The organism is Paraglaciecola mesophila (genome assembly GCF_009906955.1).
GTDB lineage: Bacteria > Pseudomonadota > Gammaproteobacteria > Enterobacterales > Alteromonadaceae > Paraglaciecola > Paraglaciecola mesophila_A.
In genome coordinates this window covers 466,876-490,486 of the sequence record NZ_CP047656.1, presented here as the reverse complement: position 1 = coordinate 490,486, position 23,611 = coordinate 466,876, and the positions used below count along the sequence as shown (strand labels likewise).

17 protein-coding genes are annotated in these 23,611 nt (G+C 43.2%); 6 read left to right on the top strand and 11 right to left on the bottom strand.

Annotated elements, in window-relative coordinates; genetic code table 11:
• Positions 1–25 precede the first annotated feature (25 nt).
• Complete coding sequence (locus FX988_RS02000; RefSeq protein WP_007987422.1) at positions 26–445, bottom strand: CBS domain-containing protein; 420 nt, start codon at positions 443–445, stop codon at positions 26–28.
• Between the two features lie 233 nt (positions 446–678).
• Here FX988_RS02000 and sbcB point away from each other — a divergent pair, with 233 nt between their 5' ends.
• Positions 679–2,109 carry an exodeoxyribonuclease I gene (gene sbcB, locus FX988_RS01995; protein ID WP_160178105.1) on the top strand — a complete coding sequence of 477 codons (1,431 nt, stop codon included), beginning with the start codon at positions 679–681 and terminating at the stop codon, positions 2,107–2,109.
• Positions 2,110–2,258: 149 nt separating this feature from the next.
• Positions 2,259–3,914, top strand: a complete 1,656-nt coding sequence (locus FX988_RS01990) for a DUF342 domain-containing protein (RefSeq protein WP_160178104.1) — start codon at positions 2,259–2,261, stop codon at positions 3,912–3,914.
• A gap of 68 nt (positions 3,915–3,982) precedes the next feature.
• On the opposite strand, the gene FX988_RS01985 is transcribed toward FX988_RS01990, so the two are convergent.
• Together FX988_RS01985 and FX988_RS01980 are read right to left on the bottom strand one after the other, a co-directional pair.
• Positions 3,983–4,246 carry a hypothetical protein gene (locus FX988_RS01985; RefSeq protein WP_160178103.1) on the bottom strand — a complete coding sequence of 88 codons (264 nt, stop codon included), beginning with the start codon at positions 4,244–4,246 and terminating at the stop codon, positions 3,983–3,985.
• A 78-nt stretch (positions 4,247–4,324) separates the two neighbouring features.
• A complete protein-coding gene (locus tag FX988_RS01980) occupies positions 4,325–5,197 on the bottom strand; it encodes an NAD(P)-dependent oxidoreductase (RefSeq protein WP_160178102.1) in 873 nt (290 codons plus the stop codon).
• Positions 5,198–5,273: 76 nt separating this feature from the next.
• Here FX988_RS01980 and FX988_RS01975 point away from each other — a divergent pair, with 76 nt between their 5' ends.
• On the top strand, positions 5,274–5,759 hold the full coding sequence (locus FX988_RS01975; protein WP_160178101.1) for a glutathione peroxidase: 486 nt from the start codon (positions 5,274–5,276) through the stop codon (positions 5,757–5,759).
• A gap of 28 nt (positions 5,760–5,787) precedes the next feature.
• Here the strand turns inward: FX988_RS01975 and FX988_RS01970 are convergent, their stop codons facing one another.
• From FX988_RS01970 to FX988_RS01960, 3 genes are all read right to left on the bottom strand, one after another.
• Positions 5,788–6,546, bottom strand: coding sequence for a methyltransferase domain-containing protein (locus tag FX988_RS01970; protein ID WP_160178100.1), 759 nt, complete (start codon positions 6,544–6,546; stop codon positions 5,788–5,790).
• A gap of 27 nt (positions 6,547–6,573) precedes the next feature.
• On the bottom strand, positions 6,574–7,335 hold the full coding sequence (locus FX988_RS01965; RefSeq protein WP_160178099.1) for a Nif3-like dinuclear metal center hexameric protein: 762 nt from the start codon (positions 7,333–7,335) through the stop codon (positions 6,574–6,576).
• 124 nt (positions 7,336–7,459) lie between these two features.
• On the bottom strand, positions 7,460–8,896 hold the full coding sequence (locus tag FX988_RS01960; RefSeq protein WP_160178098.1) for a cryptochrome/photolyase family protein: 1,437 nt from the start codon (positions 8,894–8,896) through the stop codon (positions 7,460–7,462).
• A gap of 150 nt (positions 8,897–9,046) precedes the next feature.
• On the opposite strand from FX988_RS01960, the gene FX988_RS01955 reads away from it, so the two are divergent.
• A complete protein-coding gene (locus FX988_RS01955) occupies positions 9,047–10,900 on the top strand; it encodes a M2 family metallopeptidase (protein WP_160178097.1) in 1,854 nt (617 codons plus the stop codon).
• Between the two features lie 77 nt (positions 10,901–10,977).
• Here the strand turns inward: FX988_RS01955 and FX988_RS01950 are convergent, their stop codons facing one another.
• The 3 genes from FX988_RS01950 to FX988_RS01940 form a co-directional block, all read right to left on the bottom strand.
• Entirely contained in the window at positions 10,978–13,587 is a 2,610-nt protein-coding gene (locus tag FX988_RS01950; protein WP_160178096.1) for a TonB-dependent receptor plug domain-containing protein, read from the bottom strand.
• A gap of 365 nt (positions 13,588–13,952) precedes the next feature.
• Complete coding sequence (sohB, locus tag FX988_RS01945; protein WP_160178095.1) at positions 13,953–14,987, bottom strand: protease SohB; 1,035 nt, start codon at positions 14,985–14,987, stop codon at positions 13,953–13,955.
• A 97-nt stretch (positions 14,988–15,084) separates the two neighbouring features.
• On the bottom strand, positions 15,085–17,700 hold the full coding sequence (locus FX988_RS01940; RefSeq protein ID WP_160178094.1) for a VolA/Pla-1 family phospholipase: 2,616 nt from the start codon (positions 17,698–17,700) through the stop codon (positions 15,085–15,087).
• A 259-nt stretch (positions 17,701–17,959) separates the two neighbouring features.
• On the opposite strand from FX988_RS01940, the gene FX988_RS01935 reads away from it, so the two are divergent.
• A complete protein-coding gene (locus tag FX988_RS01935) occupies positions 17,960–18,703 on the top strand; it encodes a YciK family oxidoreductase (protein ID WP_160178093.1) in 744 nt (247 codons plus the stop codon).
• Positions 18,704–18,847: 144 nt separating this feature from the next.
• Here the strand turns inward: FX988_RS01935 and glnS are convergent, their stop codons facing one another.
• Entirely contained in the window at positions 18,848–20,524 is a 1,677-nt protein-coding gene (glnS, locus tag FX988_RS01930) for a glutamine--tRNA ligase (protein WP_160178092.1), read from the bottom strand.
• Between the two features lie 285 nt (positions 20,525–20,809).
• Here glnS and FX988_RS01925 point away from each other — a divergent pair, with 285 nt between their 5' ends.
• Positions 20,810–21,829, top strand: a complete 1,020-nt coding sequence (locus tag FX988_RS01925; RefSeq protein ID WP_160178091.1) for a LacI family DNA-binding transcriptional regulator — start codon at positions 20,810–20,812, stop codon at positions 21,827–21,829.
• A gap of 35 nt (positions 21,830–21,864) precedes the next feature.
• Here FX988_RS01925 and FX988_RS01920 read toward each other — a convergent pair whose 3' ends face one another.
• Entirely contained in the window at positions 21,865–23,598 is a 1,734-nt protein-coding gene (locus FX988_RS01920; protein WP_201751623.1) for an alpha-amylase family glycosyl hydrolase, read from the bottom strand.
• Positions 23,599–23,611 lie beyond the last annotated feature (13 nt).

Sequence of the window (23,611 nt, the reverse complement as noted above, 5' to 3'; positions counted from 1 at the left end):
TGTACGGGAAAAGCATTAAAAAAGCTCAGCCTGCAATGCGATAACCATCCCTAAGCTGCATGTCGATTGCATTTAATAACTGCGAGCGATTTATCGTTCCCATTAAATACCCATCGTCATCCACTATCGGGTACACTTTTGGCTTAGCAACAAGCATTTTCTGGGCTTGTTCAATCACAGACACATAAGGGCGAATGGATATAACTTCAGTCTGCATAATGTCTTTGACTCGACACACTTGCTCTCGGTAATAGCTAGATTCAATCATTTGTACTAAACAATCTTGTTCAGACAGGAAACCGACCACTTTATTGTGATCATCAACTACAGGCCCTCCTGTTTGACCACTTTGTAACAAACGTTCTACCGCCTCGGCAACGGACATTTCAATGGAAAATGTCACTGGGCGGCAATTCATATAATCGCTGACACGTAATGATTGCATAAATACTCCAAAGGTGAACTACCATTTGTACAACAATTTGTTAACACACACCTTTAGTTAAGCACAAACGGCCATTTTTAATAGGCTTAACCGATACAACTTTAGTATGTTGAAGATAATTAAATACAATCTTCAATCAAATTACATAGTTATGCGCAAAAAACAGGGTTTAATTTGAGTTTGCAGGATAATTCTGTTGAGATCGTCATAGAATGAAAACGATAAGGAATACTGTGTCCACACCCTCAATCTACTGGCACGATTATGAAACCTGGGGCGTCAATCCGCAAAAAGATCCCGCTTGTCAATTTGCCGGTATCCGTACGGATCTTGATTTAAATATAATTTCCCAGCCTTTGATGATATTTAACCAAATTCCCAATGACTATTTACCTCATCCTCAGGCTTGTTTAATCACTGGCATTACGCCGCAACACAGCTTGCGTGATGGCATGATTGAGCCTGAATTTATTGAGAAAATACATGATGAATTCTCACAACCAGAAACCTGTGTTGCGGGCTACAACAATATTCGTTTTGATGATGAGGTAACACGCTACACCTTATACCGTAACTTTTATGACCCGTATGAACGGGAATGGCGAAACGGCAACAGTCGCTGGGATATAATCGACGTGGTAAGAGCCTGCTACGCCCTACGTCCTGACGGAATTGAGTGGCCGTTAAAGGAAGATGGTAGCCCAAGTTTTAAACTAGAAGATTTAAGTAAGGCAAATAATATTGAACATTCAGCGGCCCATGACGCCATGTCAGATGTCTACGCAACGATTGGCGTAGCGAAGCTCGTTAAAGCGGCGCAGCCTAAACTGTATGACTATCTATTTAATTTGCGACTTAAGAAGAATGTTATTGCATTAATCGATACACAAGCTCATACCCCCCTTGTGCACATTTCATCTAAATTGCCGGCAATCAATGGCTGCTGCACTTGGGTGGCACCGATTGCTCAACATCCTACGAATAAAAACGCCTTTATTGTTCTAAACCTTTCCCTTGATATTCAGCCATTGCTAGCACTGTCGGTAGAAGAAATCATTGAAAAGTTATACACACCATCAAGCATGCTCAATGAGGGAGAACAAAGATTACCCATAAAATTAATACATGTGAATAAAAGCCCAGTGCTTGCGCCAGCCAAAACATTGAATGAAGAAAATGCCGCAAGATTAGGCATAGATCGCCAAGCCTGCTTACAAAACCTACAGACACTCAAGCAACACCCCGAGCTAGTTGAAAAGCTCATTGAAGTCCATCGTTCCGAATCAGAGCATGCTCCCCAAGAAGCCGATCATTCCTTGTACAGCGGCGGTTTCTTTAGCCCTAGGGATCGCTCGTTAATAGACCAAGTGCGACAAAGCACACCCGAACAGTTAGCAGATTTAACCTTACCGTTTGAAGACTCACGATTAGCCAACTTATTGTTCTATTATAAAGCACGTAACTTTCCTACTTCTTTAAATGAGCAGGAAATGCAACGTTGGCAAAATCATCGTAAGTTCCGCTTGTTAGATGACGCTTCTCCATCAAGCATCACTATGTCTGATTATGTGCAGACCTTAGAGCTTCTCTGTGAACAATATCACTCGAATAGCGATAAATTAGCCATACTTAAAGCGTTATATACATACGCTGAACAGCTTTGAGCTGGATATTATCCGAGGTATAGTCAAAATTACATCATGCAATTTTAAGTATGACCGATAAGTGAGTATGAATTACAGTGCGTTTGTATAGCTGTCTATACATTCGTAACGTCTGTATGTTTTTTATATTGAAAATGTAGGTGGTTAGGATGCAAGGAGTTACCTTAAAACTGGATGAGTCAGGTACGCATTTAAGTGTGCACATCAACCCGCTAGAATTAAGCGGTAAAATCGATATTCATCTTATGCAAAACGCGATAAAACAAAGCGAATTTGCAGATTTTTATATTCATGATGATGCCATTCTAACCTTATTAGAGAATACACAAAAAGCCGTAAAATCTGAATCCAGTGACACAGTGATTGAGCGCGTAGGTGAGCGCAAAGACAACGAAATAAAATGTAAAATAGAAGATGGGCAACTCAGTGCCACCATGACAATCATTAAAGGTTACGGTGCTGTTACTCTGACCTTAGACGACTTATATCGACAGGCGAAGCATCATAAAATTGTCAGAGGTGTAAGTAGCAAACGTTTAGCAGCTCTTCTGCAATCATATTTAGGCGCATTAGCTGGAGAATCAGTTAGTAGCATGATTGCCAAAGGCCTACCTCCAAAAACCGGACGCTCCTCTAAGTTACAGCCCCTAGTACAAAATGCGTTGGATCGTATCTTGCGCCCGCAGGCATCCCAACATGGCCGTGTAGACATGCGTAATTTGGGCGACATTATTTGCGTTAAAGTCGGGACAGAATTATTAAGAAGACTTCCCCCCTCAAAAGGACGGGCCGGATATACCGTAACAGGTGAAACGATCACTCCCAAAGCCGGTGAATGGCTCAAACTGCGACCTGGTGATGGCACAGCCATAAGTGAAAGAGATGAAAACATTCTGATCGCTGAAATTTCTGGCATGCCTAAATTTAAAGATCAGAAAATGTGGGTGGATGATACTTATATCTGTAAGGGGGTTAACGTTGGAACAGGTAATGTAAATTACGATGGTGCCGTTCTGGTGAATGGAGATATCACTGAAAAAATGGAAGTGTATGCCACGGGTGACGTAACCGTTAATGGCTTCGTTGAGTCAGCTATTATTCACGCAGGTGGCGATATCATTATCACCGAGGGCGCCATGGGGAAAGTCAACGATGCGGGGACCGAATACAGCACCACATTGCGAGCCAAAGGAAGCATTCATATTCAGCATGGACAAGGCCTTGATATAAAATGTGATGGAGGCGTAAGCATCGGCCGTCAATTGGCATTTAGCAAAGTGGTGTGCCGAAAAGAGTTGTCTGTTGGCCCTATCGATAAACCCAATGGCAATTTATTCGCTTGCTCGATATTTAGTCAAAACCGAGTACAAGCAGGTACATTTGGTGCGGTGTCAGGTAGCAACTTAACCATAGATTTCAGCGATGGGTTCAATACCTTATTAGCGCGCAAAGACTCCTTAGACGAGCTAGTACGGCAGATTAGGCAAAACTGTAGCCGCCATGAAGACCGTATGAAAATAATTCGTAGCAAATTTATACCGGAAGATCTGCAAGGCAAAGTCAACGCTGCCCAAGAGTTGTTTGAAAATGAACATCAATTAATGCAGTGGCTTGAGCAAAAAGCATTAGAACTGGCCGCAAGTAAAGAGAACTATCAGCAGCAAATTGTCGTTTCTGCTAATAAGCGCATTTACCCAGGTGTGGTCATTAAGTTGAATAATCGTACTTGGCGAGCTGAACGTGAACACGGAAAAGCTAATATTAGTTTCCACGGTCATCAATGGCAATGTGATGCCAGCACTTAGCTCAGAGTCAGTTAAATTAAACTAGGGCCAACGAGCCCTAGTCTCTTATCTTCTCTCTTCAGTTTGTTTTATTTGTTGCGCTTGGCATTATCGATAGCACTTTTTATCGCATCGACTTGGGCAGCGCATTCGCGCTTTTGTTCACCTGACATTTCCCCACACTTTTGCCCTTGTTTAGGCTTTGTTTTGGTTATTCCTTTGTATACGGCATACACGGCACATCCGGGGGCACCATCGCACGTATCAGGCGCAGGATCGTGATAGCCGTATGGTGTGGTACAGGCGCTTAGCGCAACTATTGCGCCCAGCACTATTAGCATTTTATTCTTCATTTCTATTCCTTTTAAGCGTGCAGCATCCGTAATTAGCTTTAGATTCAAAATGACCGTCACGATAACAAAAGCGGTTTGTCATGGCTGATTTAATCGAGTCAAAAGGCTGGACGTATCGTAGCGATTGCCACCTTGGCGCTGAACATCGGCATAAAATTGATCTACCAACGCGGTTAACGATAATGTACTGCCATTTCGCCGCGCTTCTTCGAGGGCGATGCCTAAATCTTTTCGCATCCAATCTACAGCAAAGCCAAACTCATATTCTCCCGCCAACATGGTTTTTGATCTATTATCCATCTGCCATGATTGCGCTGCACCCTTTGAAATCACATCGATTACCGATTCGCAGTCAAGTCCAGCGTTCTGCCCAAAATGTAGTGCCTCTGCAAGCCCTTGAACAACACCTGCAATACAAATTTGATTCATCATTTTAGCAAGCTGCCCACTGCCAGTTGGGCCGAGAAGTTGACTAAACTTAGCATACGCATCAATAGCGGGTTTAACCTTGTTAAAGGCCTGCTTGTCGCCTCCGATCATAACGGTCAGTTGACCATTTATTGCCCCAGCCTCACCGCCTGACACGGGTGCATCTAAAAAAGCCACTTCTTGTGCGGCCGATAATGCAGCAAGCTCTCGCGCAACATCTGCTGAGGCGGTAGTATGATCGACAATTATAGCGCCGTTTTTTGCTGTAGATAAAACCCCATCACTGCCACATACGACCGAACGCAAGTCGTGATCATTACCCACACAAATAAAAATAATATCTGTGTCTTTTGCCGCTTTTGCTGGGCTAGTCTTAGCTTGTCCATTATAAGAGATTAGCCACTTATCGGCTTTTGATTGAGTACGGTTAAATACGGTGACATCAAAATCACATTTTGTGAGGTGCCCGGCCATTGGAAAGCCCATGACTCCGAGTCCGATAAACGCTACTTTTGTTGTCATAATGATGCTTTAAATCCTTGATCGTTTTCATAAAAATGCCACTATATTACATTCATATAAAAATCGGAATGAAACCGTGAATAACATTTACCAATTTGCCGCAAAACACAGTAACGGTCACGCCCTTTCCATGGACATATATCACGGAAGGGTCCTGTTGATTGTTAATACAGCAAGTAAATGTGGTTTCACCCCTCAATATGCGGGTCTACAAGCACTGCAGGATACGTTTGCCGAGCGAGACTTTGATGTATTAGCCTTCCCGTGTAACCAGTTTGGCGGTCAAGAACCGGGAGACGATAGCCAAATCGAGGATTTTTGCACAAAGCAATTTTCCATCACTTTTCCCCTTTTTGCTAAGGTTGAGGTGAATGGGATCAATGCACACCCGCTTTTCATGTATTTGAAAAAGCATGCCCCTGGCATATTCGGTTCCACCCGAATAAAATGGAACTTCACTAAGTTCTTGGTCGATTCACATGGAAACGTTGTTAAACGTTATTCGCCTAAGACCAAGCCAGAACAAATTGAAAATGACATACGTGCCTTATTAAATCGATAAAAAGGCTCATATGTAAACTCAACTTTGCTTAAGCGTCTCTGCGCATGATGATATGAAAATATTTTCCTAGCCACATAAATGGCTCCTTATCACCATAAGTGAGTTCGGCGTCTTTAAGTTGAACATAATGACTTTGCTGCATCGCAGTGTCTTTTAAATAATCATGGAAACAGCGAATACCTGCCATCGATGTTATCGTCACCTTTTGCTGATGCAGAAAGTCGATAACCTCTTTAGGGCGCAATGGATTATTAGGGCTTAACCGTACTCGGTTTTTAACCTGCATGCCTTGCTTCACATAATCAAAATTTCCGTACAGTAAATTCCCCATCAGTTGTGCGTCTTTATTAAAAAAGCTCAGTGACAAGTACCCCCCGACTTTTGTCATTTCAATTAATTTCTCAATATTTGCAAAAGGATCACGTAACCATTCTAAAACCGCATGACAGACAACCAAGTTATATTCAACTGACGGCAAACTCAGAATGTCACTGTGAATGCACGATAACGCCGGTGAGTTCGCACATTTTTGTTGGGCAATATTCAAGGTTTCATTCGAAATATCACTCAAAGTGACGTTAACACCTGCATCAAGCAATACTTTTGACATTTCGCCTGTACCACCTCCCGCGTCCAATGCAGTATCCAATGAGTTCAAATTAATGTTTTTAACTAAATAGTACTGCAGCAGTTCGTGACGCAAACGCCCTTTACTGGTGCCATAAATATTCTGCTCAAATTTGTTGGCTATCGCATCAAAATTTTGATCATGGCGCTCGCTACTCATTCTTTTTTCTCAGTGATAAATATAGCGTTAAGCTGGGTTAGGGATATCAACAAATATCACGTCTAAAGCGGTTTCTGCTCGTAGGTGTTCTGCAACGGCCTGGGAACCATAACGCTCGGTAGCATGGTGGCCTGCGGCATAAAAGTGAATATTCATTTCTCTTGACGTGTGAATCGTTTGCTCCGACACTTCACCCGTAATAAATGCGTCTATACCTTGCTGCGCTGCTATTTCAATGTAACCTTGACCGCCACCGGTGCACCAAGCAAGAGTATGAATAAGCTTTGAGTTTGGGCTTTCAAGTAACGGTTGTCTACCCAGACGCGCATTTAATTTAGCCTTTAAATCAGCCCCTGAGATACCACCATTTATGGTTCCCTGCATGACAATCCCCTCAGGAGAAGCAGCGTTTAGCGGACGAATATCCTCAACATTTAATAGCTTACCTAGTTGCGCGTTATTGCCTAAAACAGGGTGAATATCTAACGGTAAATGATAGGCGTATAAATTAATGTCATGCTTCAACAACGCAGCGATACGCTTTTTTTTCATGCCACAAATATTAGCTGCCTCACCCTTCCAGAAAAAGCCATGATGTACAAAAATGGCATCAGCATCTAATGCTATTGCGCGGTCAATCAATGCCTGCGAAGCGGTAACGCCGCAAATCACCTTACTAATCTCTGATTTACCTTCGATCTGCAGCCCGTTTGGGCAAAAGTCTTTCACCTTTTCTGGCATTAGTAAGGTATTAAAATAGTCGAGTAAATCCAGATTATTCATACTCATATTGCGCTCCTTCAACGTCTAACATAGCCGTTTAAACGATAAACAGCGTTACCTTGTGTGTTGATAAATCGGCGGCATTATAAGGCAGTTTTGTAGAAGTAACAGTACTTTAAAATTTAGTTTATTAACGTGCTGCTAGGAAACCTTTAAACCGTTCTTTGGTTCGAGCCACGGACGCTTTATGCTCGACTATGGGCAGTGTATACCCCAATCGCTGTACATCGCAGTGCTTGCTGGGTTCGTGTATTTGCTTAGGACTCAAATGTTCTAGTGCAGGCAACCAGGTTTTAATAAACTCGCCTTTAGGATCAAAACGTTCACTTTGCGTAGTTGGGTTGAATATTCGAAAGTAAGGGGCTGCGTCTGTTCCTACTGATGCACTCCACTGCCAACCACCGTTATTAGAAGCATAGTCCCCATCGATAAGCTGACTCATAAAATAATCTTCTGCCCACTTCCAAGGTAATAGAAGATGTTTACAATAGAAACTCGCCACAATCATTCGTAAACGGTTGTGCATCCAACCTGTTTGCTTCAACGCAATCATGGCAGCGTCCACTATCGGATAGCCTGTTTCCCCTGCTTTCCACGCATCAAAATGTTGTTGGTTGTTTTCCCATTTAAAGTATTGATAATGCTTTTGAAAAGGTAAACCACGACTGACATGGGGAAAGTGAAACATAACGTAGCGGTAAAAATCGCGCCATGCGATTTCTTTTACCCAGGTATACGCACCGTGGTCAGGCGATAACGCCTCATCACCGTACTCTTGTAAGATATGGAATAAACATTGTGCAGGACTCAGGGCTCCAATAGACAGATATGGTGAAATTTTACTGGTACCTTCTACCGAAGGGATATCACGGTTTTTAGGGTAGTCAGGCGCAAATTCAATGATAAACGCGTTTAATTTTTGAGTTATCTCTGGTGCTGTAGCCGGCCAAACATCCATTACTTTTGCATTATTGCTGGTTTCAGAAGGCTTAATCGCGGTCGATAGGTTTTGATTCGCTGGTGATTCAAGACCCGTCTGTTTTGCATGCTCATTGTCCGGTATGCCGGGTAATTGCTGTAACGTGGCTTCTAACCACCGTTTGAAATATGGGGTGAAAACTTTATAGGGCTCCCCTTTGAGGTTCATGATTTCTGTGGGTTTCACCAAACAAGTATCGTGAAACATGGCGAGAGTGACATCGATATTCTTCAGGGCTTGCTTCACTGAAACATCCCGTTGGCGCTCATCCCACTCGTATTCAGCGTTGCAATACACATGGGTAATGCTGTTTTTAAGACATAGTTCATTGAGGCTTTTGGGTAGACCTTCATAAAGATCGCCGTCGAGCACCAGCAATTCAATGTTGCGCGCCTGTAATTCTTTTTGAAGATTACGCAAGCGCTGACAAATGAGCGCTATTTTACAACCCGCTATGTGGTACTTTGACCACTGCTGCTTGGTCACGTAATACACAGCACTCACCTTGTCATGATTGGCGACTGCATAATCTATTGCTGAATTCCAGCTACTCCTTAAATCGGTTCTTAACCAAACAAGTGCACTCACGTACGCCCCTTTTTTTATCCAAATTAAACCATGTCTTTAGCGCGTATACGAAAATTAACTAAACCGCGATCACAACACGCAGTAGAATTCTGTAAATGTGAATAACTCGGTATACTTCGTCATGCATAATAAAAATACTAAGAGGGATATATGCGACAAGTAAAATACAAACACAAATTAAAATATTTGACCGCAGCCATGCTAGGCATGACTTTAATAGGGTGTAGTGATAGCAGCACAAACATTCAGCAACAATCGTCTCAAGTTCAAAAGCACCCCCCTAATGCAGCCGATGCGAAAGAATTTATCGAGCAAGCGCAAATAGAATTGAGTAAATTGAGTCAGCCCGCAGCGCAAGCAGCCTGGGCATATCAAACCTACATTAATCAAGATACCGCTGCCGTTTCAGCATACCTATCAGAAAAATATTCGAGCAAAGCATCAGAGCTAGCTAAACGCGCCGCCGATTTTAACAACGTAACCGTAGACGCCGATACGCGCAGAAAGCTTGATTTACTGTGTAATGGGCTCGTACTCCCTGCCCCAGGCGATCCTAAAAAGTCAGAACGTTTAGCCCAGATTACATCAGAGCTTGAAGGGATTTACGGGGCAGGAAAATACTGCCGCACAGAACAAGAGTGCCTACGCCTGACAGACATGAATAACATCATGGCTAATGAGCGTGACCCTGCTGTTTTATTAGACATATGGAAAGGCTGGCGGGAGGTGTCACCGCCCATGAAAGCGCTTTATGAAGAAGAGGTAGCCTTGGCAAATGAAGGCGCTTTAGAGTTAGGGTTTCACGACATCAGTGAGTTGTGGCGCGGAGGGTATGACATGCCCGCTGATGATTTTGGCGTTGAATTAGATAGGCTATGGGATCAGATAAAACCATTTTATGATGCTCTTCACTGCCATGTTAGAGCACAACTCGGCGAAGAATATGGCACAGACATAGTTCCACAAGACCAACCTATCCCGGCTCACTTACTTGGTAATATGTGGGCGCAAAGTTGGGGCAACATTTACGACATTGTGAAGCCTGCGCAACCATTAGACGTAATCGATGTAACCGCCGCCTTAGCCGAAAATCAATATGATGAAATAAAGATGGTTAAGCAGGCAGAGTCCTTCTTTTCATCCCTTGGTTTCGAACCATTACCTGAGACATTTTGGCAGCGTTCCATGTTTACCCAACCCGCTGATCGAGATGTAGTTTGCCATGCATCAGCGTGGAATATTGATGAACAAGACGATTTGCGCATTAAAATGTGTATTCAGTTAACCGGCGAAGAGTTTTCGGTAATACACCATGAACTCGGACATAACTATTACCAGCGTGCATACAAAGAATTGCCTATGCTCTATCGCGGCTCTGCCAACGACGGATTTCATGAAGCCATTGGCGATACCATTGCGCTGTCAATAACGCCTAAGTATTTAAAGGAAATAGGCTTAGTTGATAGTATTCCCGATGAATCAAACGACATTGGAATGTTGCTAAAGCTTGCCTTGGATAAAATCGCGTTTATTCCCTTTGGTCTGCTGGTGGATCAATGGCGCTGGAAGGTGTTTTCAGGTGAAGTGACACCTGAAAATTACAATACGGCTTGGTGGGAGCTACGTGAGAAATATCAAGGTGTGATGGCACCTATCGAACGTCCTAGCGACGCTTTTGATCCTGGTGCAAAGTATCACGTCCCTGGAAATACTCCTTATACTCGTTACTTTTTAGCGCACGTTCTACAGTTTCAATTTCATAAACAACTATGCGAAATTGCAGGCAATGAGGAAGCCATTCATCGTTGCTCAATTTACGGCAGTGAAAAAGCAGGTAAAGCGCTAAATGAGATGTTAGAAATGGGGAAAAGCCAACCTTGGCAAAAAGCATTAGCTTTTCTTACCGGCAGCGAACAAATGGACGCCTCCGCGGTGCTCAATTATTTCGCCCCTTTGAAGCAGTGGTTGGATAAACAAAACGCTTCCCGCCAATGCGGTTGGTAAGTAGGTTCTATTGATGCAAAAAAAAAGCCTTGTCACGGTTTATCGTGACAAGGCTTTTTTATAGGTTACTGAATATTTTAGAAGTTATACTTGGCTTTTACGTAGTAGAAACCGCCGTTGTAATCAAAAGGACCATTTTCATAAAAACGACCACCAACCGCTGCAAATGAGCTTGCTGGTAATTCTTGCGCTTCAGTATCGAACAAATTACTGGCCCCTGCAGACAAGGTGATTTGGTCGGTGACAAAGTAGCTCACTTCTGCATCAACTGTCGCACTGCTACCAGCATCTTCATTCCAGCCACCTGGTTCTGCATCATCAGCATGTACCGCAAAATATTCCCCGAAATAGTTAACACGAATAAAGGCGCTTACTGTGTCCCAGCTTTGAGAAATAGTGAAAGTGGCTCGGTGATGAGGGATCCCTTCCTCGAGTAATTTTACTTTACCTGCACTGGTTGTATCAGGGTTGAATTTCTCAACTTCTGTTTCGTTCCAGTTATACGCTAGTGAGAATTTCGTATCACCAGAATCAAAGATTGGATGCGTATAGTTAGCCACTAAATCCAAGCCTTGGGTTTTAGTATCAAAATCATTGGCGAAATACGTTACTGCAGAAATAAGTTCTGGGTTTTGTACACCCAAAGATCTCAATTCTTCGTAATCGTCTGGGTTTACATCAATCTGACTTGACTGAGCGATACGGTCTTCTACTGTAATGCTATATAAATCAGCGCTGATAAAGAAGTCCCCACTTTGGTAAACCGCACCAATTGCGAAGCTTTGTGAGTCTTCTGGTGTTAACTCTTTACCGCCATAAAACGCTGATAATGTATCAGTCGGTGGTGCCAAGAAACTTTGAATTAAATCTCCGCCAACAATCGAGGTTTGGGTATTCACCACGTTAGCTTGCCCAACAGTGGGCGCTCTAAACCCTGTGCTGGTTGAAGCGCGCAATGAAAATTCATCTGTCACGCTATATTGCGCTGTTAACTTATAGTTAGTGGTATCGCCGAAGGTAGTAAAGTCTTCGTAACGGATAGCGGCGCCAACTAATAAGTCTTCCGTTAGATATGCTTCTACGTCAACATAAGCAGCAACACTACGACGCGTATTTGTCCCCTGAGACTCAGGTCCAAAGCCTTTAAATCCGTGAGAGCCAATGTTAAAGCCCTGTGCTGCATAGTCTCCTGCTTTCCAAGATGCCTCTTCACCAGCTACGATTTCAAACGACTCTTCACGCCATTCAAGACCACCTGCAAGGTTTAGTGAATCAATTGCGTCAACATCAATTTGTTTAGATAAATCTAAGTTGAACATCTTTTCTAACTGAATATATTTACCCGTCTCAAACTCAGTTGGTGTATCAAGTCCGAGAGATGGGTTAAGGGTATTAGTTAAGTTAAATGCTGACTCACTGCGACCTACCGAGCCACTTAAATCAAAGAAAGCACCAGATAAGAAGCCGCTTTTTAGTTCACCTTCAACACCGATAACTAATGAAGTATCTGTGATATTTCCACCAAACGCTGGCGTGTAACCACCAGGGAAAATCTGGTTCATTGAGAAACAGTTCGGATCGGCAACCATTTGTTGATAAGCCGCAGTTTCTAGTACATTACCATCAACCACCGAACCATCCGCTTGTACAATCTTAGGTATGGCAACAGTTGCACAGGTACGTTCTGCTCCTTCGGCTTGAGCGACATCGCCGACCAGTAACGTTTCACCGCCATCATTGGAATACACCTGACCACGGTTGTGCGGGTTGCGGTAGTAAAAACCACCGACTATGTCACGTTCAGAATAGTTTCCGAACATGTAAAATTTCTTATCATCACCTAAATCAAGACCAACATTACCAAATAAACTAATGTCATCATTAATTTCAGGATTACCCCAAATTTGTGCAGGGTCGCCTACATCAGTGTTTCCTTGGGCTATCAAATTCGCGGCATCTGGACGTTGCACGCTACGACTTGTCGCGTCAGCATTTTTAAGTTGGAAACTTAAGTTCGCATAACCGTCTTTGGTAAATGGGAGACCAAGGTTACCTTCTACCGTGGTAGTAGCACCATCGCCTTCGTAGTACTCACCACGTTTAACTGATAACGAACCACCATCAGCATCGTCTTTTAAAACGAAGTTCATGACACCGGCAATCGCATCAGAACCATACTGAGCGGCAGCACCATCGCGAAGAACCTCAACTTGCTTCAAAGCTGAGCTAGGAATAACAGATATATCAGGACCTTGTGCACCATCGTTAATCCCACCACCTTGAAAGGCAATAACCGAAGCGCGGTGGCGTCTTTTGCCATTGACTAACACGAGTGTGCTGTCGGACGACAAACCACGTAAGTTTACTGGGCGAATAAGTGTCGCTGCATCAGAAATAGGCTGCGCACGTGCCGTAAATGAAGGCACTGTGCTGACTAACATATCTAGCATGTCTGTAGAGGCTGACTTTCCTAACTCATCACCACCAATAATATCAATGGGCACTGGCGAATCGGCAACAGAACGAGGTGCTGAGCGGCTCCCGACAACCGCGATTTTTTCTACATCAGCGCTATCGTCTTTCACTTCTTGAGCATAGACAGGGCTAATAGCAGTAACCGCTACCGCTGTGGAGGTAGCGATAACGTAGCGAATACTTTTCGTTAATTTGTTTAATGACGTGTTCATTTTATTTCCAACTTTATTGTGTTTTTTAATTGCGCATACGACATCTTATTATTCTTTTATCAGGCTGGGCTGATTGGCATTGCGCGGTTGAGAATTCAGTAAAACTCTCTGGTTTCTATTGAATTGCATATTATTTATAACGATAAAAAGTTGAACTTACAAACACATTGCGGGGTCGAAAGACGATAGCAACCACTAACAGTTAAAATCACTAAAATATCACCTTATACAGGTCAAAAATATCACCATTTCTATTTTTGCGATATTTTATACAATTAAAATTTGTACAACGCTTTATAGCTGGCAAAAAAATACCGGCTAAAAACCGGTATTTTTTCAACGAAATTAATCTTTTGTCTAATTGCCTATTTTGGAATAATTTGTGTCTTATGCCAAAGTTTCATCAGTGTATTAGCAACCCCATGGCTGACTGACATGCCAAATTTTTCAGCCAGATTCTTTTTCACCGAATACTTCACTGAATAGATCTTTTTATCACTATTTGCACTGAGTAAAAAATCGTCTGAAGTTTGGATCTTATCCACAAGACCAAGCGATAGTGCTTTACTCCCGTACCAATATTCACCTGTGGCAACAGTATCAATTGCTAAGGTTGGTCTATGCTCTTGAACAAACCCTTTAAACATTTGATGTACATCTTCAAGCTCGTCTCTGAACTTCTCACGTCCCTCGTCATTGTTTTCACCAAACATGGTTAGGGTACGTTTAAACTGCCCTGCTGTGTGCTGCTCAAACTCAATATCATTTTTCTTTAATAATTTATTGAAGTTAGGGATCTGCGCGATAACACCAATTGAACCTATGATGGCGAACTTTGCAGCCAATACTTTATCAGCAACACAAGCCATCATATACCCACCGCTGGCCGCCACTTTATCGACTGACACAGTTAATGGAATCTTTTTATCTTTTAAACGTTGGAGCTGCGATGCTGCAAGTCCATAGCCGTGAACGACTCCACCACCACTTTCTAAACGAACTAAGACCTCATCATTTGGTTTTGCAATGCATATAACGGCTGTCACTTCTTCCCTAAGATTTTCAACCTCATGGGCGTCCATGGAGCCATTGAAATCAATGACGTACAAGTTACCTTTTTCATCTTCCGCTTTGTTACTCTTAGCGGCTTTCTTGGCCGCCTTATCTGCTTTTTTCTGTTCCTTATTTTTCTTTTTAAGCTCGTCCTTGGTGCAAATCAGGTTATCAACGCTGCCCTTAATATCATCTAATCGCTCTGAAATTGAATCAATCTCTAGGTTCCCTTTGGATTGTTTTTGTTTGCTAACTAGACTAACAATCCCACCAACGACTAATAATATCGCAATAACAATGGTTACCGCTTTGGCTATAAATAAACCGTACTCATACAAAAATTCCAATTCTATGTGCTCCTTAATGACTGACTTAAGCGATATTGGGACTAATTTACAAAAAAAAAGCTAGGCATGGCCTAGCTTTCATCAATAATGCAAAGAATTAATTTGCAACAACAGACTCATCTGCAATCACAATGTTCTGTCCGTCAGAGCCGAAGTATTCCACCGCTTGATTTTGCATTTCTAATGTCGCCGACACGCTAGGTGTTGGTACAAATAAAGACTGATGCGCTCCAGCAGAAAAATACACAACGCCACTCTGGGTTGCATCGCTCTCGGTCGTTGACGAAACCTGTGATAAACCCATGACCTGAGATAAAGGAATACCACCAGACAACGGCAATGCCGTGACCACTGGATTCACTTGATCGGTTAGCGCTGTTGTACCATCATCATTCACGCCGCCACCTACAACCAACTGCATGAGTGTCGGTGTATTACCTGCCATTTGCTGAGCATAGTTAATAGGGTCACCTGCATCTAGAATGGTTTGTGCTGCGAACACGAACTGACTAAACGTCGCAGCAATCTCTGCGCGCGCATCATCCTCTAGCGCTTCATCAAACGCAACGTAAGCCGGACGGATAGCCGCCTCAATTGACAACGCATTTGCTTCAGCATATTGAGCTAAAAAGGTAGCAAAATCCTCTGAAGATGCAGCCAATAAAGACCCTTTAATTAGGGGGCCAAAATCCGGTGATTCTAAAAGGAAGTTAGCCACGCCGCCAGAAGGTACATTGAGCACAGCTGTGTCCACCTTGTACATGTCACTAAACGGTGCAAAGTCACCTTCAAATGGCGTGTTCGCATTTGCCAACGTGTTCATGCCCGAAATCGAACCTAAACTCTGGGCGATAAAATGGACTTCTGATGTATCAATATCCACCACACCTGAACCATCGTTTATGGCATTAAGCGCAAGGCGTAAACCGAGTGTGTCAGCGGCACTTTGGCGTAAGTTATCACGGGCTGTGATTAAGCTTGCCAGGTTCATATAGTCAGTTGGTGAATGGGTCGATGCATTCACAACTGTACCGTCCGCTAATGTAAATCCGCGGCCACCGTGTAACGGGTGATCAATTGCCACTGTGGCAAAACCAGCAAGTGAAAACGCAGCAGCGACAACCAACGCATTTTCTTTTGCCCCTGTGATACCGTGTTGAACAATAATTACTGGCCAGCCATTATCGGGCTTAGTTTGCAAAGGAATTGCACCATTTGTCGCTGCCGAAAGCATAGCAATCACAGACTCATCAGGTACGGTAAATTGTACGCCTAAGGTTTCAGTGCCTGCTTCATTAATCAATGTTGAATCATCATCGGTGTTTGTCCCTTGAGGGATAGGCAAAGGATTAAACTTGGTTAGGTTTCGTGGATCATCAATCCCCAAAGAGGATAAATCAAGATCCCGTAACTGCCCGCCCGACGCTTGTTGACACAGGGCATCATTCGGCCCGACGGCGCCACCTTGTATTAAAGAGGTAACCGTTTCGGCCCCCATTAATTGCAGTGTTGCACCGCTAGTACACATAGCGCGCCACCAATCCCCTAGCGGGTTAGTCGTGCTAAGGTAATAAGGTAATTTAACTTCTGCTTCGATACGTTTAGCAGCACAGAATGGCCCAGCAAACGTAACCGCTTGAGTTAATTCAGCACTAGGGCTACCGGCTGATGCCTCTAACGCTGCATATAGCCCAGCACATGTACCTAACCCTTGTGCTTGCAACGCAGTGTACGTATCGCCTAACTGTGAACCAAGTGCTTCATACGCATTGCTGACATTGTCTCCTGAAACATTAAGCTGGGGTAAATAATCACGTGCCACAGACGCAGAGGTCGCTGCGTCACCACCAGTTGCAGTCATTGCCGCCCCGAATGCCGTAGCGTAACCCGCAATTTGCAGATTTTTAACCGAATCCATCACACTACCAGCCGAGACCGTAGAAAAGTATGAAGCATATGAAATCGCTTCGCGCTCAATACCAGTAGGGATAATAACGTCAACAATACTATTGACTAAGGTTTGTAGTTGCAGTTGTTCCTCTGTCGATAATGGCAAGGTACGTATGTCTTGGCGGGCTAGCTCCCAAGAGCTTGAACCTTTAATACTTTTTCCGTCTGTATCTAAAAGAGAATCGGTTACCACCAACATGTGGCCTTGACCAGCCGCCAATGGTTTTAATGGAATGACAGTGATCGAACCTGTCCCAGCTCCTGACTCGTACGAAGCGACGAAATCCTCACCATACACCAATTCGTCACCTAGTTCGCAAGGCACGCCTGGAGCAGCGGCAGCGGCCGCAATTGCTTGACACGTCTCTGAGGTACCTTCTAACGCTTGCGTCGCTTGAAATAACTTAATTGATGAACCGTTAACGCTGCTGGCATCTATATCAAGACCAGTAGGTAAAGTGACACGAATAGAAAATGGATTCTGAGTCGACCACCCATCTAATGCACTTAATGCGTGCTCAGGATTACCACCATCGAACGTCTCTGTACCTTCTGTATTTAAGGTGAAGTCGAAAAAGCTACCGCTTGGCAACATCAATAAATCATTCGGTAAATTAAGGTCGCTATTGGCAGGGTCAAATACTACCCGAGCAAACGGTTTCTCTACGGGGTTGTCGGTTTCTAAATCTGCTACCGAGTCCCCATTACAGCCTGTTAGTCCCAGCACAGCTGCGATACTCGCACTAAGCAATAGTTTATTCATTGTATTTCCCTACCTCTTTATTATTTCAATTGGCTTTGCATGTTCTTGGAATCAATTCGACCTATGCACATTTATCATCGATATAAATAACACGTTAGACCAGTTACTTCCTGAACCATCTTATTTAGTTTGATATTGATTTGCAAAGGTTTGTTAACAACATGTAACGTAAAACAATCCAGTCTTCCACGACTATTTCGGTAGGATATTTTCACATCTAAATGATAAAATCAGCAAAATTTACTTGAATTAGAAATATATGTTTGATTTTCAACCAACCAGTGGGCTTTTAACGTCGAAAACCATACTTGTTACTGGTGCAGGCGACGGCATAGGGAAAGAAGCAGCCCTACAATTTGCTAAGTATGGTGCAACCGTCATTTTACTTGGTAGAACAGTCAGTAAATTGGAAGCCGTTTATGACGAGATTGTCGCAAACGGTGGTCCAGAGCCAGCTATTATTCCGTTGGATTTGCAAGGTGCTACCCCGCAGCACTATCGCGACATGGCCAACACGATTGATAACCAGTTCGCTAGCTTAGATGGCGTATTACACAACGCAAGCCTTCTAGGTCATCTTGAACCTTTCCAGCAAATCAATGAAGATGATTGGAATAACGTAATGCAAGTCAATGTAAACAGTCAGTTCTTTATGACTCAAGCACTGTTACCGGTAATGAAAAAATCGAAAAACGCATCGCTTGTTTTCACTACGTCAAGTGTAGGCTTAAAAGGTCGCGCATATTGGGGAAGTTATTCGATTTCGAAGTTCGCCACCCAAGGCATGATGGAAGTCATCGCGGATGAAAACGAAAATACCTCAGTTCGAGCAAATTGTATTAACCCAGGCGGAACACGCACCAACATGCGGGCACAAGCTTATCCGGCAGAAGATGCAAGCAAGTTAAAAACCCCAGAAGAGATCATGCCGCTTTATTTATATTTAATGAGTGATGCAAGCAAGCATGAGTCTGGCAAAACATTTCACGCACAACCAAAGTAATTTTTCAAAACAGATAATTATCGTCACTTAGCACTTGTGACACCGTCTCAAGGTGATATAAAAAAGCCCCTGTCATATAAAAGATAACAGGGGCTTTTTCGTTAAGGCTATTTTGCTAATGTGACATACGCAGGTGAATAGGTATTAATCGCCAATCTTTGCCCAAGTGTCACGCAAACCCACTGTGCGGTTAAAGATTAACTTATCTTTGCTGCTATCTTTGTCGAAACAAAAATACCCGGTACGTTCAAACTGGTAGGCGAGTATCTCTGACGAATCGAAATCAACCTTGGTCAGACTAGGTTCAACCCAGCCGTTCTTTACGGTTAACGAATTGGTATTAATACAGGCCGCAAAATCTTCTTCAGCCGCTGGGTTAGGCACAGAGAACAAACTGTCATATAAACGGATTTCAGCCGCAACAGCATGCTCCGCTGAAACCCAGTGGATAACGCCTTTTATCTTGCGACCATCAGCTGGATCTTTACCTAAAGTATCAGCGTCATATTCACAAAATATGGTGGTTACATTGCCCTGCTCGTCTTTTTCAACGCGCTGCGCTTTGATCACATAAGCATTTCGTAAACGTACTTCTTTGCCTAAGACCAAACGCTTAAACTTCTTATTGGCTTCTTCTCTAAAGTCTTCAGCCTCAATGTATATCTCTTTGGTAAAAGGAACTTGGCGACTGCCCATTGCAGGTCGATTTGGATGATTAGGTGCATCCAATAATTCGACACCATCTTGGGGATAGTTATCTATTACGATTTTAACGGGCTCAAGCACCGCCATAGCACGAGGAGCATTTTCATTTAACTCATCCCGCAGTGGTGCTTCTAACATACCCATTTCAACCATGTTATCCATTTTGGTTACGCCGATGCGTTTACAAAACTCACGGATTGAGGCTGCGGTAAAGCCTCTTCTGCGCAATCCCGCTATCGTTGGCATACGGGGGTCGTCCCAGCCACTCACATACTGCTCTTCTACTAACTGAATCAGTTTACGTTTGCTCAGAACGGTATACTCAAGATTCAAACGAGAAAACTCGTACTGACGTGGCACAACATCAATAGTGATATTTTCCAACACCCAATCATATAAACGACGATTATCCTGAAACTCCAAAGTACATAAAGAGTGCGTGATCCCCTCTATTGCATCAGAGATACAATGGGTAAAATCGTACATGGGATAAATACACCACTTATCACCTGTTTGATGGTGATGGGCGAATTTTACTCGGTATAACGCTGGGTCGCGCATACACATGAACGGCGACGACATATCAATTTTAGCGCGCAGTAGGCACTGGCCTTCTTTGTATTCGCCATTTCTCATCTTAGCAAATTGCGCAAGATTTTCTTCTATTGAGGTGTCGCGATATGGGCTGTTGGTACCTGGCTTTGTTAGGGTACCGCGCATTTCACGTACTTGTTCTTGATTCGAGAAATCGACGTACGCTAATCCTTTTTCAATCAATTCCAGCGCATAAGCGTGCAATTGATCAAAGTAGTTTGAAGAGTAACGTGCCTCTCCTTGCCACTCAAAACCAAGCCAAGTGACATCGTTCTTGATCGCATTAACGTAATCAATATCTTCTTTGTCAGGGTTAGTATCATCAAAACGTAAGTTGCATTGCCCTTGGTAATCCTGAGCGATACCGAAATTTAAACAAATCGATTTTGCATGACCTATATGTAAATAACCGTTTGGCTCTGGCGGAAAACGCGTGTGCACTTGTGTATGCAAACCCGACTGCAGATCTTTATCGATGATTTGACGAATGAAATTGGTCGGACGACTTTCGGTCTCGGCCATTAATAATTACCCCTAACGCTAGTACATGGAAAACAGCGGATATTATACCAGTATTCTACGCCCGAAAAGCCCTTTTATTAGCAGGTGAGTGAATATGATGCATTTAAATAGGCCATAATACTGACACTTTAAATAAGCGAAATCAGCGACTTAACATTTAGTATAATAAACGTGCAAAAACCCTGCGGGTTTGTATTTTGTTAGGGATTTAAAAAGCAGGCTAGTGTATAACTCCTATTTATAAATGATCTATTGTTCTGTGTTTGTTGAATAAGGTTTCTAATAATGAAAGAGAAAGCTACATCGTTTGATATCGCCCATCACGCTGGTGTATCGCAGTCTACGGTGTCACGTGCACTTCGAAATAGTCCTTTAGTGAATAAAGAAACCCGTGAAAAAGTACAAGCAATAGCCCGTGAACTTAATTATAAAGTTGACAAAAACGCCAGTAACCTAAGGCGTCAGCACAGTAAAACCTTAGCGCTTTTGTTGTTCGAAGACCCAACGTCTGACAATTCATTAATCAACCCTTTCTTTCTATCCATGCTTGGCAGTATCACACGCGCATCGGCAAATGCTGGATACGATTTACTGATTTCTTTTCAAAATTTAAGCGATGATTGGCATGCTGAATATGAAGATTCAAATAAAGCCGATGGCATTATTCTATTAGGATATGGTGATTACACAGAATACTGTACTAAGCTGACCCAGCTTGAGGCACAAAACACGCATTTCGTGCGCTGGGGTGCCCTTGATGATGAACATCCGGGGGTTTCAATTGGTTGTGATAATTTCCAAGGGGGATTTGACGTCACCCAGCACCTACTTGATCTTGGTAGAAAACAATTTGCCTTTATTGGTGGCGCAGATTCCCGTGCACCTGAGTTTTTTGCCCGCTACCAAGGCTATTATAAAGCGTTGACACTTGCCGATGTAGCCCAATGTGCCGTCCAGCAAGACGCAATATCAACTGAAGATTCTGGCTACAGCGCGACTTTATCACTGCTAAAACGTCATCCCGATATAGATGCCATCGTGTGTGCTAGTGACCTAATAGCTATAGGTGTGCTTCGGGCATTACGCGATAGCAATATATCGATTCCGCAACAAATTGCTGTCGTTGGCTTCGACAATGTCCCGGTAGCAAGTTTCGCTACACCAAGCTTAACCACGGTCAAACAGGACACTATCTTAGCCGGTGAGATTTTAGTAGACAGTTTATTAAGGCTAATCGCGGGAGAAGAAGTGGAGCATTACTTAATGCATGTTGATCTTGTTATTCGTCAATCCAGCGGAGCATAGTACTCAATAACGTACTTGCACCGCTGAGTTATCACTTATTTAAACGCCATTAATTGAGACAACTCTTTTTTGAGGGACTCATTAATCACGGCTCCTTCTTTAACCCAAACATGTACACTGTGACCAGCCACTTCAGCTAATAATGCATCCCCAGTAGCAATGGTTTGTGTTTTTTGCTTAAAACGCATTTCGGTCCACGTACCTGTATCTAGGTATTGGGTAATTTCAAAGCGATGGGACTTGTCGCTTTTGTTCAGTAACACTAATGCGGTTTGGGCAATGTCGCCTTTTTGAATAACACGATAAAACGCTGCATGATCGCCTTTAAATGCTAAATTGACTTGTAAGCCATTTTGCAATGCTGGCAGATTCTTCCTTATATTGGCAATCGCCGATAACTGCTGTTGAATAGGATGAGTCTTGGCAATTTCAATATTCTCTTGACCCAAATAATTCCGATTTCCTTGGTGCTCTGCCTTTCCTCGCATAAATCCTATTTCTGAGCCTTGATAAACGACAGGGATCCCTCTGCTGGTAAATAACCAGTTGTTGGCATCAATAAAACCAGTATCGCTGGCGTTCATGCGTGGCATATCATGGTTATCGTAAAAAGTGGTTAGCTCATAGGGGTTTGCATAAGGCCCATGTGTTAAGTGTAAATAAGTCAATAAAGAGGCGTAATCACTGCCCGGTGTTTCAAATACACTAGTAATTGCTTTTTGGCCGGGAAAATCTAACACACTGATCCCACCGTTTTTCGCAAGGGTGTGCTGAGCGATAAAGTTCGCATTGTAGTCAAAGCTTTCTGCAAACATAAAGAAGTCTGGGTACTTTGCTCTCACCCTTGCCGCCATTTCTTGCCAAAAGTGATGAGGAACATGCTTAATCGTGTCGATACGAAACGCATCTGCGCCCTGCTCTATCCAATACAGATACGAGTTAATCAGATAGTCACGTAATTGCGCATTGTCTTCATTCAAATTTGAAAGCTGCATGATGTCGGGTGTGTTGTGATAAAACTGGTGTAAGGGATTATGCGGATCAAGTTTTTCAGGTGGTAAGTTTTGATGGTCAGCAACTAACTGACCTGCTTGATCATACAACTTCCCGAATGTGTCTTGCTCTATAGGCATGCTAAACGACGGTGATCCATGATTTGCCACTACATCAAACACGGTTTTGATGCCAAATTGTTCACGCATTTTGTTGGTGTATGTTTTGTAGTCTAGATTTTTGGAGGGGTAATGCTCATCTATTTTATAAAAATTAGATGCCCAGTAGCCATGATAAGCAGACTTACCTCCATCTTTAAACGCTCCTCCATACGCTATCGCCTCCCCCCCCGCAAACTGCTGATCAGGGTTTTCCACTATGGGCGTTAGCCAAACCGCTGTAAACCCCATATTGCTGATGTACTGCGCATTATCTAATACACCTTTTAGATCGCCACCTAAATAGCCCACATTGGCGGTATCACCATTATCTGCATAAAGCGGTAAATCAAAACTGGGAAGGCTCCCTCCTTGTTCAGGGTAATTGTTACTCTCATCCCCATCGACGAAGCGATCTGTCATCACAAAATAGACGGCTTCTTTAACAAACGGGTTATTCGTGCCGTAGTACTGTTCTGTGCCTTGCTTTGAACTATCAACTGACGCTTTGTGATTCGTATGAGTACATGCAGTTAAGGCTAGGGCTAATGCCATAGTCATTGCAGCGTTCGTAAAACAGGAATGTGACGGGCGGGCTAACGGTTTTTGTTTCATCATTTAATCTAATCCG